Source organism: Streptomyces sp. NPDC021093 (genome assembly GCF_044333135.1).
Taxonomy (GTDB): Bacteria; Actinomycetota; Actinomycetes; order Streptomycetales; family Streptomycetaceae; genus Streptomyces.
This window is the reverse complement of the sequence record NZ_JBIRQJ010000008.1, coordinates 87,824-100,998: the sequence shown is the minus strand read 5'-3', so window position 1 is coordinate 100,998 and position 13,175 is coordinate 87,824. Positions and strand designations below refer to the sequence as shown.

Annotated in this window: 14 protein-coding genes; 12 read left to right on the top strand and 2 right to left on the bottom strand. The window is 71.8% G+C overall.

Annotated features, from left to right (window positions below):
• The first annotated feature begins 91 nt into the window (after positions 1-91).
• From bioD to ACH4SP_RS25485, 3 genes are all read left to right on the top strand, one after another.
• Entirely contained in the window at positions 92-844 is a 753-nt protein-coding gene (gene bioD / locus ACH4SP_RS25495) for a dethiobiotin synthase (RefSeq protein WP_398417869.1), read from the top strand.
• A 5-nt stretch (positions 845-849) separates the two neighbouring features.
• Positions 850-1,227 carry a VOC family protein gene (locus ACH4SP_RS25490; protein WP_398417868.1) on the top strand — a complete coding sequence of 126 codons (378 nt, stop codon included), beginning with the start codon at positions 850-852 and terminating at the stop codon, positions 1,225-1,227.
• 66 nt (positions 1,228-1,293) lie between these two features.
• Positions 1,294-1,977: a class I SAM-dependent methyltransferase gene (locus tag ACH4SP_RS25485; protein WP_398417867.1), complete on the top strand. Its 684-nt coding sequence runs from the start codon at positions 1,294-1,296 to the stop codon at positions 1,975-1,977.
• Between the two features lie 29 nt (positions 1,978-2,006).
• Here ACH4SP_RS25485 and ACH4SP_RS25480 read toward each other — a convergent pair whose 3' ends face one another.
• Together ACH4SP_RS25480 and ACH4SP_RS25475 are read right to left on the bottom strand one after the other, a co-directional pair.
• On the bottom strand, positions 2,007-2,372 hold the full coding sequence (locus ACH4SP_RS25480) for a fic family toxin-antitoxin system, toxin component (RefSeq protein ID WP_398418370.1): 366 nt from the start codon (positions 2,370-2,372) through the stop codon (positions 2,007-2,009).
• Between the two features lie 42 nt (positions 2,373-2,414).
• Entirely contained in the window at positions 2,415-2,690 is a 276-nt protein-coding gene (locus ACH4SP_RS25475; RefSeq protein ID WP_398417866.1) for an antitoxin, read from the bottom strand.
• Between the two features lie 195 nt (positions 2,691-2,885).
• Here ACH4SP_RS25475 and ACH4SP_RS25470 point away from each other — a divergent pair, with 195 nt between their 5' ends.
• The 9 genes from ACH4SP_RS25470 to mug all read left to right on the top strand — a co-directional run bounded on the left by ACH4SP_RS25470 (position 2,886) and on the right by mug (position 13,149).
• Positions 2,886-3,677: an ABC transporter ATP-binding protein gene (locus ACH4SP_RS25470; protein WP_398417865.1), complete on the top strand. Its 792-nt coding sequence runs from the start codon at positions 2,886-2,888 to the stop codon at positions 3,675-3,677.
• A 12-nt stretch (positions 3,678-3,689) separates the two neighbouring features.
• Positions 3,690-6,257 (top strand): ABC transporter permease, encoded by a 2,568-nt coding sequence (locus tag ACH4SP_RS25465; RefSeq protein ID WP_398417864.1) that lies wholly within the window; start codon positions 3,690-3,692, stop codon positions 6,255-6,257.
• Between the two features lie 24 nt (positions 6,258-6,281).
• Complete coding sequence (locus ACH4SP_RS25460; protein WP_398417863.1) at positions 6,282-7,163, top strand: LLM class F420-dependent oxidoreductase; 882 nt, start codon at positions 6,282-6,284, stop codon at positions 7,161-7,163.
• 56 nt (positions 7,164-7,219) lie between these two features.
• Positions 7,220-7,654, top strand: a complete 435-nt coding sequence (locus ACH4SP_RS25455; protein ID WP_398417862.1) for a GNAT family N-acetyltransferase — start codon at positions 7,220-7,222, stop codon at positions 7,652-7,654.
• A gap of 185 nt (positions 7,655-7,839) precedes the next feature.
• Entirely contained in the window at positions 7,840-9,186 is a 1,347-nt protein-coding gene (locus ACH4SP_RS25450; RefSeq protein ID WP_398417861.1) for a hemolysin family protein, read from the top strand.
• Positions 9,183-10,202: a hemolysin family protein gene (locus ACH4SP_RS25445; protein ID WP_398417860.1), complete on the top strand. Its 1,020-nt coding sequence runs from the start codon at positions 9,183-9,185 to the stop codon at positions 10,200-10,202. Before ACH4SP_RS25450 ends, ACH4SP_RS25445 begins: the two co-directional genes overlap by 4 nt.
• A gap of 106 nt (positions 10,203-10,308) precedes the next feature.
• Complete coding sequence (locus tag ACH4SP_RS25440) at positions 10,309-11,088, top strand: SGNH/GDSL hydrolase family protein (protein WP_398417859.1); 780 nt, start codon at positions 10,309-10,311, stop codon at positions 11,086-11,088.
• A gap of 59 nt (positions 11,089-11,147) precedes the next feature.
• The gene (gene purB / locus ACH4SP_RS25435) at positions 11,148-12,581 is read left to right on the top strand and encodes an adenylosuccinate lyase (protein WP_398417858.1); all 1,434 of its coding nucleotides are present in this window, start codon (positions 11,148-11,150) and stop codon (positions 12,579-12,581) included.
• 19 nt (positions 12,582-12,600) lie between these two features.
• The gene (gene mug / locus ACH4SP_RS25430; protein WP_398418369.1) at positions 12,601-13,149 is read left to right on the top strand and encodes a G/U mismatch-specific DNA glycosylase; all 549 of its coding nucleotides are present in this window, start codon (positions 12,601-12,603) and stop codon (positions 13,147-13,149) included.
• Positions 13,150-13,175: the final 26 nt, after the last annotated feature.

The window sequence follows — 13,175 nt, the reverse complement described above, 5'->3', positions numbered from 1 at the left end:
GGCGCGGGGAACTGCGCGACCAGCCACGACGCCCGCACAGAACAACTCCGCGGAGTGGCAGCCCCACCCCGCACACCACGAGGAGCAGCGCATGAGCATCATCGTCATCACCGGCACCAACACCGACATCGGCAAGACCGTCGTCACCGCCGCCCTCGCCGCCCTCGCCCGCGCCAAGGGCCGACGCGTCGTCGTGCTGAAGCCCGCCCAGACCGGCGTCGGCCCGGACGAGGACGGCGACGCCCAGACAGCGGCCCGGCTGGCCGGGGACGGCCTCGGAGACGAGGTCGGCGTCGTCGAGCTCGCCCGCTTCCCCGAGCCCCTCGCCCCGGCGACCGCCGCCCACCGCGCGGGCATGGCCCCGGTGACCCCGCAGGACGTGGCCGACGCCGCGCGGAAGCTGGCGACCGAGTACGACCTCGTACTGATCGAGGGGGCGGGCGGGCTCCTCGTACGCCTGGACGGCAACGGCGGCACCCTCGCCGACGCCGCCCGCCTGCTCGGCGCTCCCGTGCTCGTCGTCGCCGCTCCCGCCCTCGGCACGCTCAACTGCGTACAGCTGACCGGGGAGGCCCTGCGGGCACGGGGGTTGGAGACGCTCGGCGTGGTCATCGGCTGCTGGCCCGACGCACCCGGACTCGCCGAGCGGTGCAACGTCGGCGAGCTGGCCGAGATGGCGGGAGCACCGCTGCTGGGGGCCGTGCCCGAGGGGTCCGGCGCGCTGGATCCCGCACTGTTCCGGGCGCGGGCCGGGCAGTGGCTCGCACCGGAACTGGGCGGGGAGTGGGACGCGACCGCGTTCGAGTCCCGGGTCGTCGCTCCCGCCGCACCGTCCGTAGGCTGAGCGGCATGCGCGCGCGAATCAACGAGCTCGTTTTCGACTGTGCCGATCCTGCGGCCCTGGTCCGGTTCTGGGCCGGCCTGGTGGGCGGCGAACCGGTGGACCGGAGTCCGGACTGGTCGTACATCGACGTGCCCGCCGACGAACCCGCCGCCGAACCCGGAAAGTACAGCACGCGACTGGCGTTCCAGCGCGTGCCGGAGGGCAAGTCCGCCAAGAACCGGCTGCACCTCGACCTGGCCGCGGAGGACGTCCCGGCCTTCAGCGCGGAGGCGGTGGCGCTCGGGGCGACGCTCAGCGGCGGCGTCGTGACGGACGAAGCCGGATCGTTCCAGGTGCTGCTCGACCCCGAGGGCAACGAGTTCTGCTTCGTTTCCGGCGCGTGACTGGCTGAGCCTTCTCCACAGCGGGCACACTCGCGGTATCCGCCCGTCCCACGGAGGAGATTCGCGATGGCCCGTCCCCGGTCGCAGCGCGGCAGGATCCCGCACGACGCCGTCCACCATCCGCTGTTCGCACGCTTCTACGCCCGGCAGAGCGTCTACGCGGACCTGCACGCCGGCATCGCCGCCCACCGGGAGGAACTGCTGTCCGGGCTGTCCGGCCGGGTGCTTGAGGTCGGCGCGGGCAACGGTCTGAACTTCGCGCACTACCCGTCGGCCGTCTCCGAGGTCGTCGCCATCGAGCCCGAGCGCACCCTGCGGGAGCTGGCACTGCGCGCGGCGATCAGGGCGGAGGTGCCGGTGGACGTGGTGCCCGGCGCGGCGGAGGCGCTCCCGGTGAAGAGCGAGGCGTACGACGCGGTGGTCTTCTCGCTGGTGCTGTGCACCGTACGGAACGTGGAGCGGGCCCTCGCGGAGGCCGGGCGGGTCCTGCGGCCCGGCGGTGAGCTGCGGTTCTTCGAGCACGGGCGGGACGAGGGACGGTGGATGGCGCGGACCCAGCGGGCCCTGGACCGAACCGTGTGGCCGCTGCTGTTCGGCAACTGCCACACCTCGCGGGATCCCCTGGCCGCGATCACTGCCGCCGGGTTCGTACTCGGCCCCCACCGGCGGCTGTACGTACCGGAGAAGGGGGTCCGGCTGCCGTCGTCGGCGTGCGTGCTGGGGACGGCCCGGCGGCCGGACGCCGGCTGAGCTGCTGAGTACGTCATCAGCCGTGCTGATCAGCTGTCCTGATCAGCCGTCCCGCTTCGCTCCGTCCACCGGCGCAGCTCGCCCGCGAGGGCGGTGACGTCCGCCCTGCCGTCCTTCACCAGCCGTGCCAGGTCCCGTACCTGCTCGGCGGACGGCTCGACCTTCAGCCCGCAGGCGACGAGGTAGCCGTATGCCACGGAGGAGGCGTACAGGGCATTCGAGTGCTCCAACGCCGGTACGTGGAGGAGCAGTTGGAGGAGGGCTGCGGCGCGGGTGTGCGGGTCGTCGTAGACCGGTACGCCGAATATCTCCGCCTCGTGGCGGGCGACGGCGGCCACGAGGGCGCCCCAGTCGACGACCCGGGGGTCGCCGGGCGTGCGGTGCTCGGCGATCATGAGGAGCCAGGCGAGATCGATGCGCGGGATCACCGCGTCACTTCACTTCGCCCCGGGTCCCTCGCGTCGGCTCTCTCTCGTCGGATCCCTCTCGCCCCGGAGGCCTCGGCCCGCCGCGGACTCCTCGGCGAACACGGATGCGTAACTCCGCATGAAGTCGGCGGCGGCGTCGACGAAGGTGCGCCCGACCTCGCCGGCGTCCTGTGTGACGAGTTCCTCGATGTACCGGTTGACGCTCACGCCGCGCTGGAGGGCGCGGGCGCGCGCGACCTCGGCGGTGGCGGCGTCCACGCGTACGTTCAGCTGGGTCTTGGCCACACTTCGACGCTAGCGGGCCGGTGCTAGCACACACAAGAGCGAACAGCCCGGGCATTTCGGGTGCCCCTTACAGGCATCCCGGGCGCCCGACCTCCGGGGGATGTTCACCCCTGACGGGTGCCTCTACTCTCCTTGTTCCCGAGGGAGTTGTTGTGCCCAAGGGAGTTGGGGCGACCGCAACCCGGGGAGGCCGTCGTGTCCACGCCTGCTGCCGAATCAACCGCCGCATCCGCCGCCGCACCTGCCGCCGCCCGTGCCCGCGGCCTGACCAAGGCGTACGGGAGCGGCGAGACCACCGTCCTCGCCCTGGACTCCGTCGACGTCGACATCGAGCGCGGGCGGTTCACCGCGGTGATGGGTCCCTCCGGCTCGGGAAAGTCGACGCTGATGCACTGCCTGGCCGGTCTCGACACGGTCTCGGCGGGGCAGGTGTGGCTGGGCGGTACCGAGATCACCGGGCTGCGCGAGCGGGAGCTGACGCGGCTGCGGCGGGACCGGATCGGCTTCATGTTCCAGTCGTTCAACCTGCTGCCCACCCTGTCGGCGGCCGAGAACATCACGCTGCCGATGGACATCGCGGGGCGCCCGCCCGACCAGGAGTGGCTGGACCGGGTGATCGACACGCTGGGGCTGCGCGACCGGCTGCGGCACCGCCCCTCCCAGCTCTCCGGCGGCCAGCAGCAACGGGTGGCCTGCGCACGGGCGTTGGCGTCGCGGCCGGAGCTGATCTTCGCGGACGAGCCGACCGGGAACCTCGACTCGCGGTCGGGCGCCGAGGTGCTCTCGTTCCTGCGCGGGGCGGTCGACTCCCTGGAGCAGACGGTGGTGATGGTCACGCACGACCCCGGCGCGGCGGCCCACTCCGACCTGGTGGTCTTCCTGGGGGACGGCCGGATCGTGGACTCGATGTCCGGGCCGACGGCCGAGAAGGTGCTGGAGCGGATGAAGCGTTTCGACGGCATCGCCCATGTCCGCAAAGGACCGTGAGGGAGGCGCACCGTGCTGAAGGCGACCCTGCGGAGCTTCTTCGCGCACAAGGGGCGGCTGCTGCTGTCCGCGCTGGCTGTGGTCCTGTCCGTGGCGTTCGTCGCCGGGAGCCTGATCTTCTCGGACACCGCCTCGCGGACCTTCGACCGCCTGTTCGCGACGACGTCCGCCGATGTGTCGGTCTCGCCCAAGGAGGACGACCTCGGCGGGGGTCTGCCGACGGGTGACGTACGTACCCTTCCGGCGTCGGTCGCCGACCGGGTCAGGTCGGTGGAGGGGGTGGCCGCCGCCCAGGTCGAGGCGACCGCGCAGGGCGTCACCGTCGTCGGCCGCGACAACGAGCCGGTCGGCCTCACCGGCGGCGCCCCCACCATCGCCACCAACTGGTACGACACTCCCCGCAACCCCCTGAAGCTGACCAGCGGCGAACTGCCGCGCGGTCCCGGCGAGAGCGTGGTCGACGCGGACACGGCCGAGCGCGCCCGCATCGGGATCGGGGACACGCTCCGGGTCATCGCCCGGCCCGGCACCTTCTCCGTGCGGGTCGTGGGCATCGCGACGTTCACCACCACCAACCCGGGCGCCGCCCTCGTCCTCCTGGACACGGCCACCGCCCAGACCAAGCTGCTGGGCTCGGCCGATGCCGCCACCCTGATCTCCGTCCAGGCCGCGCAGGGCGTCCCCGACGCCCTGCTCAAGGAACGCATCGCGGCCGCTCTGGGTTCCGGCTACGAGCTGCGGACCGCCGCCGAGCAGGCCAAGTCGTCCGTCGCCGAACTGGGCGGCTTCCTCGACGTCGTCAAGTACGTGATGCTCGGCTTCGCGGGTGTCGCCGTCCTCGTCGGCATCTTCCTCATCGTCAACACCTTCGCCATGCTGATCGCCCAGCGCACCCGCGAGCTGGGTCTGCTGCGCGCGCTGGGCGCGGACCGCCGCCAGGTGCGCCGCTCGGTGCTCACCGAGGCGCTGCTGCTCGGTCTGGTCGGCTCGACCCTCGGCCTCGCCGCCGGGATCGGGCTGGCGGCGGCGCTCATCTGGCTGATGGGTCTGTTCGGGATGAAGCTGAGCGCCTCCGACATGGTGCTCGGCCGGGGCACCTTCGTCGCCGCGTACGCGGTCGGGGTGGGCGTCACCTTCGTCGCCGCGTACCTGCCCGCCCGCCGGGCCTCGAAGGTCTCCCCGATGGCGGCCCTCGCCGAGGCCGAAGTGGCCGGTCAGGGACGGCCGTTGAGGATACGGGCGCTGGTGGGCGGCGTCCTGGCGGCGGGTGGGGCGGCGGCGTTCACGGGGTGTGCGCTCAGCGCGGACACCGCCACCGCTTCTCTGCTGCTGGGCCTCGGCGTCGTACTGACGCTGATCGCGACGGTGGTGGCCGGGCCGCTGCTGGTGCGGCCGGTGATCCGGGTGCTCGGCGCGGCGTTCCCCCGGGTGTACGGGTCGGTCGGCCGGATGAGTCAGCGCAACGCGCTGCGCAACCCGCGGCGCACCGGGGCGACCGCGTCCGCGCTGATGGTGGGTCTCGCGCTGGTGGCCGGGCTCTCGGTGGCGAGCGCGTCGATGACCAAGTCGCTGGACCGGCAGATCGACCGGACGCTGGGTGCGGACTTCGTCGTGCAGAGCGGCAGCTTCCTGCCGTTCCCGCCCGAGGTCGCCGAGAAGGTGCGGAAGGTGGGGGCGGTGGGCACGGTGGTGCGGCAGCGGTTCGTACCGGTGCGGCTCTCGCTGCCGGACGGCAAGCGGGTCAAGTCGACGGCGGCGGGCTACGACCCGCAGCTCGACGAGGTCGCCAGGGTGCGGTACGCCCAGGGGAACACGGCGGCGGCGCTGGCCGCCGGCAGCATGGGCATGGACCGGAAGTTCGCCGAGAAGCACGGGGTGCGCGCGGGGACCGTCGTGCCGGTGGAGTTCCCCGGCGGGCGGCGGGCCGCTCTGCGGGTCGCGGCCATCAGCGACCAGGACGCCCCGAGCGGCGGGGGCTTCGAGGGCGGGCTGTTCATGGGCATGGGCACGGCCCAGAGGTACTTCCCCGGCGGGCAGGAGTCCGCGCTGTACGTGAACGCGGCCGACGGCGTGGCCGCCCCCGCGCTGCGTACGGCGCTGGAGCGGGCCCTGGATCCGTACCCGCAGGTCAACGTGCAGGACAGGGCGGACTACAAGGAGTTGGTGCGCCAGCAGGTCGCCGTACTGCTCTACCTGGTGTACGGACTCCTCGGGCTGGCGATCGTGATAGCGGTCCTGGGCGTGGTCAACACCCTTGCCCTGTCGGTGGTGGAGCGCACCCGGGAGATCGGGCTGCTGCGGGCGATCGGTCTCTCCCGGGTGCAGCTGCGGCGGATGATCCGGCTGGAGTCGATCGTGATCGCCGTGTTCGGGGCGGTGCTCGGGCTCGTACTGGGCCTGGTGTGGGGCGTGGCGATGAGCCGGGTTCTGGCCCTCCAGGGGATGACGGCCTTCGCGGTGCCGTGGTCGACTGTGGTCGCGGTCGTGGTGGGTTCCGTCGTGGTGGGTCTCGTGGCTGCGGTGCTTCCGGCGCTGCGGGCCTCGCGGATGAATGTGCTGACCGCGATCGCGCACGAATAGCCCGCTGCGGAGAAGGAGTTGCACATGGTCAGGCCGTTCCGGTTCTCGGTGAACATGATGACGCCCACCGGCGGGGAGGAGTGGGCCCGCAAGTGCCGGCGGGCCGAGGAGCTCGGCTACGACGTGATCCAGGTGCCCGACCACCTCGGGATGCCCGCCCCGTTCCCGGCGATGGTCGCCGCGGCTGCCGTCACCGAACGCCCCCGGATCGGCACGTTCGTCCTCAACGCGGCCTTCTGGAACCCGGCGCTGCTGGCCCGCGAGGTCGCGACCGTGGACGCCCTGATCGGCGGGCGGCTGGAGCTGGGCATCGGCGCGGGGTACGTCAAGGAGGAACACGAGACGGCCGGTATCGAATACCGGTCGCCCGGCGGCCGGGTCGATCATCTGGCCCGTACCGTCGAGGAGTTGGACCGGTTCCTCCGGGACGAGGCGCATCTGCCGAAGCCGGTGCAGCGGCCCCGCCCGACGCTGCTGATCGCCGGCGGCGGCGACCGGGTGCTGAAGCTGGCGGCCGAGCACGCGGACGTGGTGGCGTTCGCGGGCGGGCTCCAGATCAACCCGGGAGAGCTGCGGGTGCTCAGTGCCGAAGGCTTGGACGAACGGGTCGCCCTCTACCGGAAGTTCGCGGCCGGGCGGACGACGGAGGCGGAGCTGAACCTGCTGATCCAGCTGGTCGTGATCACCGACGACCGCAGGGCCGCGTTGCAGGACTACGTGGCGTTCACGCCGTACCTGACGGAGGAGGAGGTACTGGGGCTGCCCGTCCACGCGGTCGGCACGGTCGCACAGATAGCGGACCAGTTCCGGGCCTCCCGGGAACGCTACGGCTTCTCCTACTTCAGCATCCTCGAACCCCATATGGAGGCCTTCGCCCCGGTCATCGAGGAGCTGCACGGCAGCTGACCGCATGGTGGGAAACCCGGTCGACCCCGGTCGCGGCCCGGTGATGGGATGCCCCCATGAGCGATCTTGAGAGCATCCGGCTCCGCGCCGCGTCCCCGGCCGACCTCGACGCCGTGCTCGCCTTCTGGAAGGCGGCCGCGGAGGGCACCAGCATCAGCGACGACAGGGACGGCGTGGAGCGCCTGGTCGCCCGCGACCCCGACGCACTGATCCTGGCGGAGCGGGACGGGACGCTGGTCGGCACCGTCATCGCCGGATTCGACGGCTGGCGCTGCTCGCTCTACCGGCTGGCGGTCCACCCGGAGCACCGGCGGCAGGGCGTCTCCGGCGCACTGCTCGCCGCCGCCGAGGAACGTTTCGTCACTCTCGGCGGGCGGCGCGGGGACGCCATGGTCCTGAACGAGAACGCGCTCGCACACCCCGCCTGGCGATCGGCGGGGTACGCGCCGGAGCCGCAGTGGAGCCGGTGGACCAAGCCGCTCGGGCAGTGATCACGACCGACGACCGACGAACGCCTTTGCCTGTCCTTTACCATGGGTGCTTCATCCTGGGACTTCCAGGATTTTCCGACATCCCGACTTGAAAGGTGTGAGCGTCCGCCCATGGGCGAGCCTCCCAGTAGCCGACATCGCGCATTCCTCCTGACCCTGATCGATCATGGGACGGAGGTGAACCGATGACCGAAGTGCTTCTGCTCCTCGTGGCCGTGCTGCTCTCGCTGATCTGCGGTGCCTTCGTCGCAGCCGAGTTCTCGCTCACGACCGTCGAACGCGGTGACCTCGAACGGGCCGTCGAGCAGGGTGAGCGGGGCGCGGACAGCGCCCTGAAGGCCGTGCGCGGCCTCACCTTCCAGCTGTCGGGCGCCCAGCTCGGCATCACCGTCACCAACCTCCTCGTCGGCATGCTCTCCGAGCCGTCGATCTCCAAGCTGCTCAAGGGCCCGGTCGAGGCGGTGGGGCTCTCCCCCACGGTGGCCTCCTCGGTGGCCCTCGTCCTCGGCACCGCCCTGTCGACCGTCGTCCTGATGGTCGTCGGCGAACTGGTCCCCAAGAACTGGGCGATCTCGTCCCCGCTGGCCGTCGCGAAGGTCGTGGCCACCCCGCAGCGGATGTTCACGGCCGCGTTCAAGCCGCTGATCAGCCATCTCAACAACACGGCCAACCGCATCCTGCGCCGCTTCGGCATGGAGCCCGCCGAGGAGCTGGCGTCCGCACGCAGCCCGCAGGAGCTGGTCGCGCTGGCCCGGCACTCGGCCAAGGAGGGCGCGCTGGAGGCCGACACGGCCGAGCTGTTCGTCCGTACGCTCAATCTGGCCAAGCTCACCGCGGAGAACGTGATGACGCCGCGCGTGCAGGTCACCGCACTGGACGTGCAGGCCACCGCCGAGGACGTCGCGAACGCCACCCGGGCGACCGGGCTCTCCCGCTTCCCCGTGTACCGGGGCAGCCTGGACTCGGTCGTCGGTCTCGTCCACATCAAGGACGTCCTGGCCGTGCCCGCCGGGCGCAGGCCCAGGCACCCGGTCACCGAGCTGCTCCGCGAGCCGCTGCTCGTCCCCGAGACGCTGACCGTGGACAAGCTCCTGGACCGGCTGTCCGGCAAGCGGACGATGGCCGTCGTCATCGACGAGTACGGCGGCACGGCCGGCGTGGTCACCCTGGAGGACATCGTCGAGGAGGTCGTCGGCGAGGTCCGCGACGAGCACGACCCGCACGAGACCCCCGACCTCGCCCGCGCGGGCGAGGACACCGACGGCCGCGACCTGTGGTCGGCGGACGGCGCCGCCCGCACCGACCAGCTGGAGCGGATCGGACTGCGCGTGCCGGAGGGCCCGTACGAGACCCTGGCCGGACTCGTCGCCAACGAACTGGGACGGATCCCCGAGGTGGGCGACTGCGTGGAGCTGTCCGACTGGAAGCTGGACGTGGTGGACGCGAGCGGACGTCGCGCGGCAAGGGTGCTGATGCACGCGCCGCTCGCCGCCGAGACCTTGCTGGGCGACCGTACGGAGGCCGGACGATGATCGCGATACAGCTGCTCGTCGGCCTGCTCACCCTGGTCGTCAACGCTTTCTTCGTCGGCGCGGAATTCGCGCTGATCTCGGTGCGCCGCTCACAGATCGAGCCGGAGGCCGAGGCCGGGAACCGCAGGGCGCGCAGCGTCATCTGGGGCCTGGAGCACGTCTCGGCACTGCTGGCCGCCGCCCAGCTGGGCATCACGCTGTGCACCCTGGTGCTCGGCATCGTCGCCGAGCCCGCCATCGCGCACCTGCTGGAGCCCCTGTTCCACTCGGTGGGTGTGCCGGACGCGCTGACGCACCCGATCTCCTTCGTCATCGCGCTGGCCCTGGCGACGTACCTGCACATGCTGCTCGGCGAGATGGTGCCGAAGAACATCGCACTTGCCGAGCCGACGAAGACCGCGCTGCTGCTCGGTCCGCCGCTGGTGGCGCTGGCCCGCGCGCTGCGCCCGGTGATCTTCACGATCAACTCCTTCGCCAACCTGCTGCTGAGGCTGCTGAAGGTGGAGGCCAAGGACGAGGTGTCGGCGACGTTCTCGGACGACGAACTGGCCCGCCTGGTGAAGGACGCCGGCGACGCCGGGCTCCTGGACGACCGCTCCGCCGAGCGGCTGCGGGACGCCCTGGAGCTGGGCCGCCGTCCGGTGCGGGACGTCGTGATGCCGGTCGAACGCGTGGTGTACGCGCAGATCGGGACCACTCCCGAGGAGTTGGAACGGCTGGCCGCCGAGTCCGGCTTCTCGCGCTTCCCCGTCCTCGACTCGACGCGGCGCATCCTGGGCTACCTCCATGTGAAGGACGCCCTGGACGCGACGCCGCGCGATCTGCCGTTCCCGGTCACCGCGATGCGGCCGATCGCCCGGGTGCGGGCGGACACGCCGCTGGACGACGTGCTGACGGCGATGCGCCGCAGCCGTACGCACCTGGCGGCCGTGGCCGACGCGGACGGCAGGCCCGCGGGTCTGGTCACCATGGAGGACGTACTGCGGGAACTGGTCGGACCGCCGCAGCAGGTCTGACGCACGCTGCCCGGCCCGCACTGCCCGGCCCCTCGCACGAGGGGCCGGGCAGTTGTCGTTTCCCGACCGGACCCGCCCGGGTGCGACCGGGTACGATCGCTCCGCCATGGAGATGAATGCCACCTACACCAGCTTCGTCGCGGTCGGCGACTCCTTCACCGAGGGAATGTCCGACGCCCTGCCCGACGGCTCGTACCGCGGCTGGGCCGATCTGCTCGCCGCCCGCCTCGCCGCCCGCACGCCCGGATTCCGGTACGCCAACCTCGCCGTCCGCGGCAAGCTCATCGGCCAGATCGCCGACGAACAGGCGCCGCTCGCCGCCGCGATGAAGGCGGACGTGGTGACGCTGGTGGGCGGCCTCAACGACACCCTGCGCCCCAAGGTCGACATGGGGCGCGTACGCGCCAAGCTGACCGAGGCGGTCGAGCAACTGGCCCCTTCCTGCGAGCAGTTGGTGCTGATGCGCAGCCCCGGACGGCACGGTCCGGTCTTCGAGCGGTTCCGTCCGCGCGTGGAGGAACTGTTCGCGGTCGTCGATGAGCTGGCGGCGAAGCACGACGCGGTGGTCGTCGACCTGTACGGGGCCGCCGTCCTGGGCGACCAGCGCATGTGGGACGTGGACCGGCTGCACCTGACCGCCGAGGGGCACCGCAGGGTGGCCGAGGCGGTCTGGCAGGCGCTCGGCCTGGCCGCCGAGGACGACTGGCTGTCCCCGCTGCCGGCCGCCGCGCCGCCCGGCTGGGGTGCGCGCCGGACCAGTGACCTGCGGTTCGCGCGCGAGCACCTGGTGCCGTGGATCGGACGGCGGATCACCGGCCGCTCCTCGGGGGACGGCCGCCCCGCGAAGAGGCCCGAGCTCCTCCCGTACGACGAGCCGCTCTCGTAGCAACGTACGAACAGACCCATGGCCCTGGCCTGCAGAAACCGCCAGTAGAATCTGTTTACGTGACTGCCAAGCCCCGCATTCCCAATGTCCTGGCCGGCCGCTACGCCTCCGCGGAGCTTGCCGTCCTGTGGTCCCCCGAGCAGAAGGTCAAGCTGGAGCGCCAGCTGTGGCTGGCCGTGCTGCGTGCGCAGAAGGACCTCGGGATCGAGGTTCCGGACGAGGCCATCGCCGACTACGAGCGCGTCCTCGACCAGGTCGACCTGGCCTCCATCGCCGAGCGCGAGAAGGTCACGCGCCACGACGTGAAGGCGCGGATCGAGGAGTTCAACGCCCTCGCCGGGCACGAGCAGGTCCACAAGGGCATGACGTCCCGCGACCTCACCGAGAACGTCGAGCAGCTCCAGATCCGGCTCTCCCTTGAGCTGATGCGCGACCGTACGGTCTCCGTCCTCGCGCGCCTGGGCAGGCTGTCGGGCGAGTACGCCGAGCTGGTCATGGCGGGCCGCTCGCACAACGTGGCCGCGCAGGCCACCACCCTCGGCAAGCGCTTCGCGACCGCCGCCGACGAGCTGCTCGTCGCGTACGGCCGGCTTGAGGAGCTCCTCGGCCGCTACCCGCTGCGTGGCATCAAGGGCCCGGTCGGCACCGCGCAGGACATGCTCGACCTGCTCGGCGGCGACGCCGGGAAGCTGGCCGACCTGGAGCAGCGCATCGCCGGTCACCTCGGCTTCGCGCACGCCTTCACCTCGGTCGGCCAGGTCTACCCGCGCTCCCTCGACTACGAGGTGGTGACCGCGCTGGTGCAGCTGGCCGGCGCCCCGTCCTCGGTCGCGAAGACGATCCGGCTGATGGCGGGCCACGAGCTGGTCACCGAGGGCTTCAAGCCCGGCCAGGTCGGCTCCTCCGCGATGCCGCACAAGATGAACACCCGCTCCTGCGAGCGCGTCAACGGCCTGATGGTCATCCTGCGCGGTTACGCGTCGATGACCGGCGAGCTGGCGGGCGACCAGTGGAACGAGGGCGACGTGTCCTGCTCCGTGGTCCGCCGGGTGGCGCTGCCGGACGCTTTCTTCGCGTTCGACGGTCTCCTGGAGACCTTCCTGACGGTGCTGGACGAGTTCGGCGCGTTCCCGGCGGTCGTCGCCCGCGAGCTGGACCGGTACCTTCCGTTCCTCGCCACGACGAAGGTCCTGATGGCGGCGGTACGGGCGGGTGTCGGCCGGGAGGCCGCGCACGAGGTCATCAAGGAGCACGCGGTGGCCTCCGCGCTGGCCATGCGCGAGCAGGGCGCCGAGCGCAACGAGCTGCTCGACAAGCTCGCCGCCGACGACCGGATGCCGCTGGACCGCGCGCAGCTCGACGAGCTGATGGCGGACAAGCTCTCCTTCACGGGAGCGGCGGGCCAGCAGGTGGCCGCGCTGGTCGCCCGTATCGAGGAGATCGCCAAGCAGCACCCCGAGGCCGCGGGCTACACCCCCGGCTCGATCCTCTGACGGACGCAACCGCCCCGTGCTGAGTCCCGAAGAACTCCAGGCCGCCCGCGACCACGTCATCCCCGACGTGATCGCGGGCGGTCTGCGCGTACTGTTCTGCGGCATCAACCCGAGCCTGATGTCGGGCGCGACCGGTCATCACTTCGCCCGCCCCGGCAACCGCTTCTGGCCGGTGCTGCACCGGTCGGGCTTCACCCCGAGGCAGTTCAAGCCGTACGAGCAGGGCGAGCTGCTCGGGTACGGGCTCGGCATCACCAACGTGGTGGCGCGGGCCACCGCGCGCGCCGACGAGCTGGCCGCGGAGGAGTTCCGGGAGGGCGGGAAGCTGCTCACCGAGAAGGTGGAACGGCTGCGTCCGCAGTGGCTTGCAGTGGTCGGCGTGACCGCGTACCGCACCGCCTTCGGCGAGCGGAAGGCGCAGATCGGCCCGCAGGAGCGGACGATCGGCGGCGCCCTGGTCTGGGCGCTGCCCAACCCCAGCGGTCTCAACGCGCACTGGAGCGTGCAGGCGATGGCGGAGGAGTACGGGCGGCTGCGGACGGCTGCGGACGACACCGCCGGACGGTAGCGGCCTGCAACGATCCGGTTCCGCTT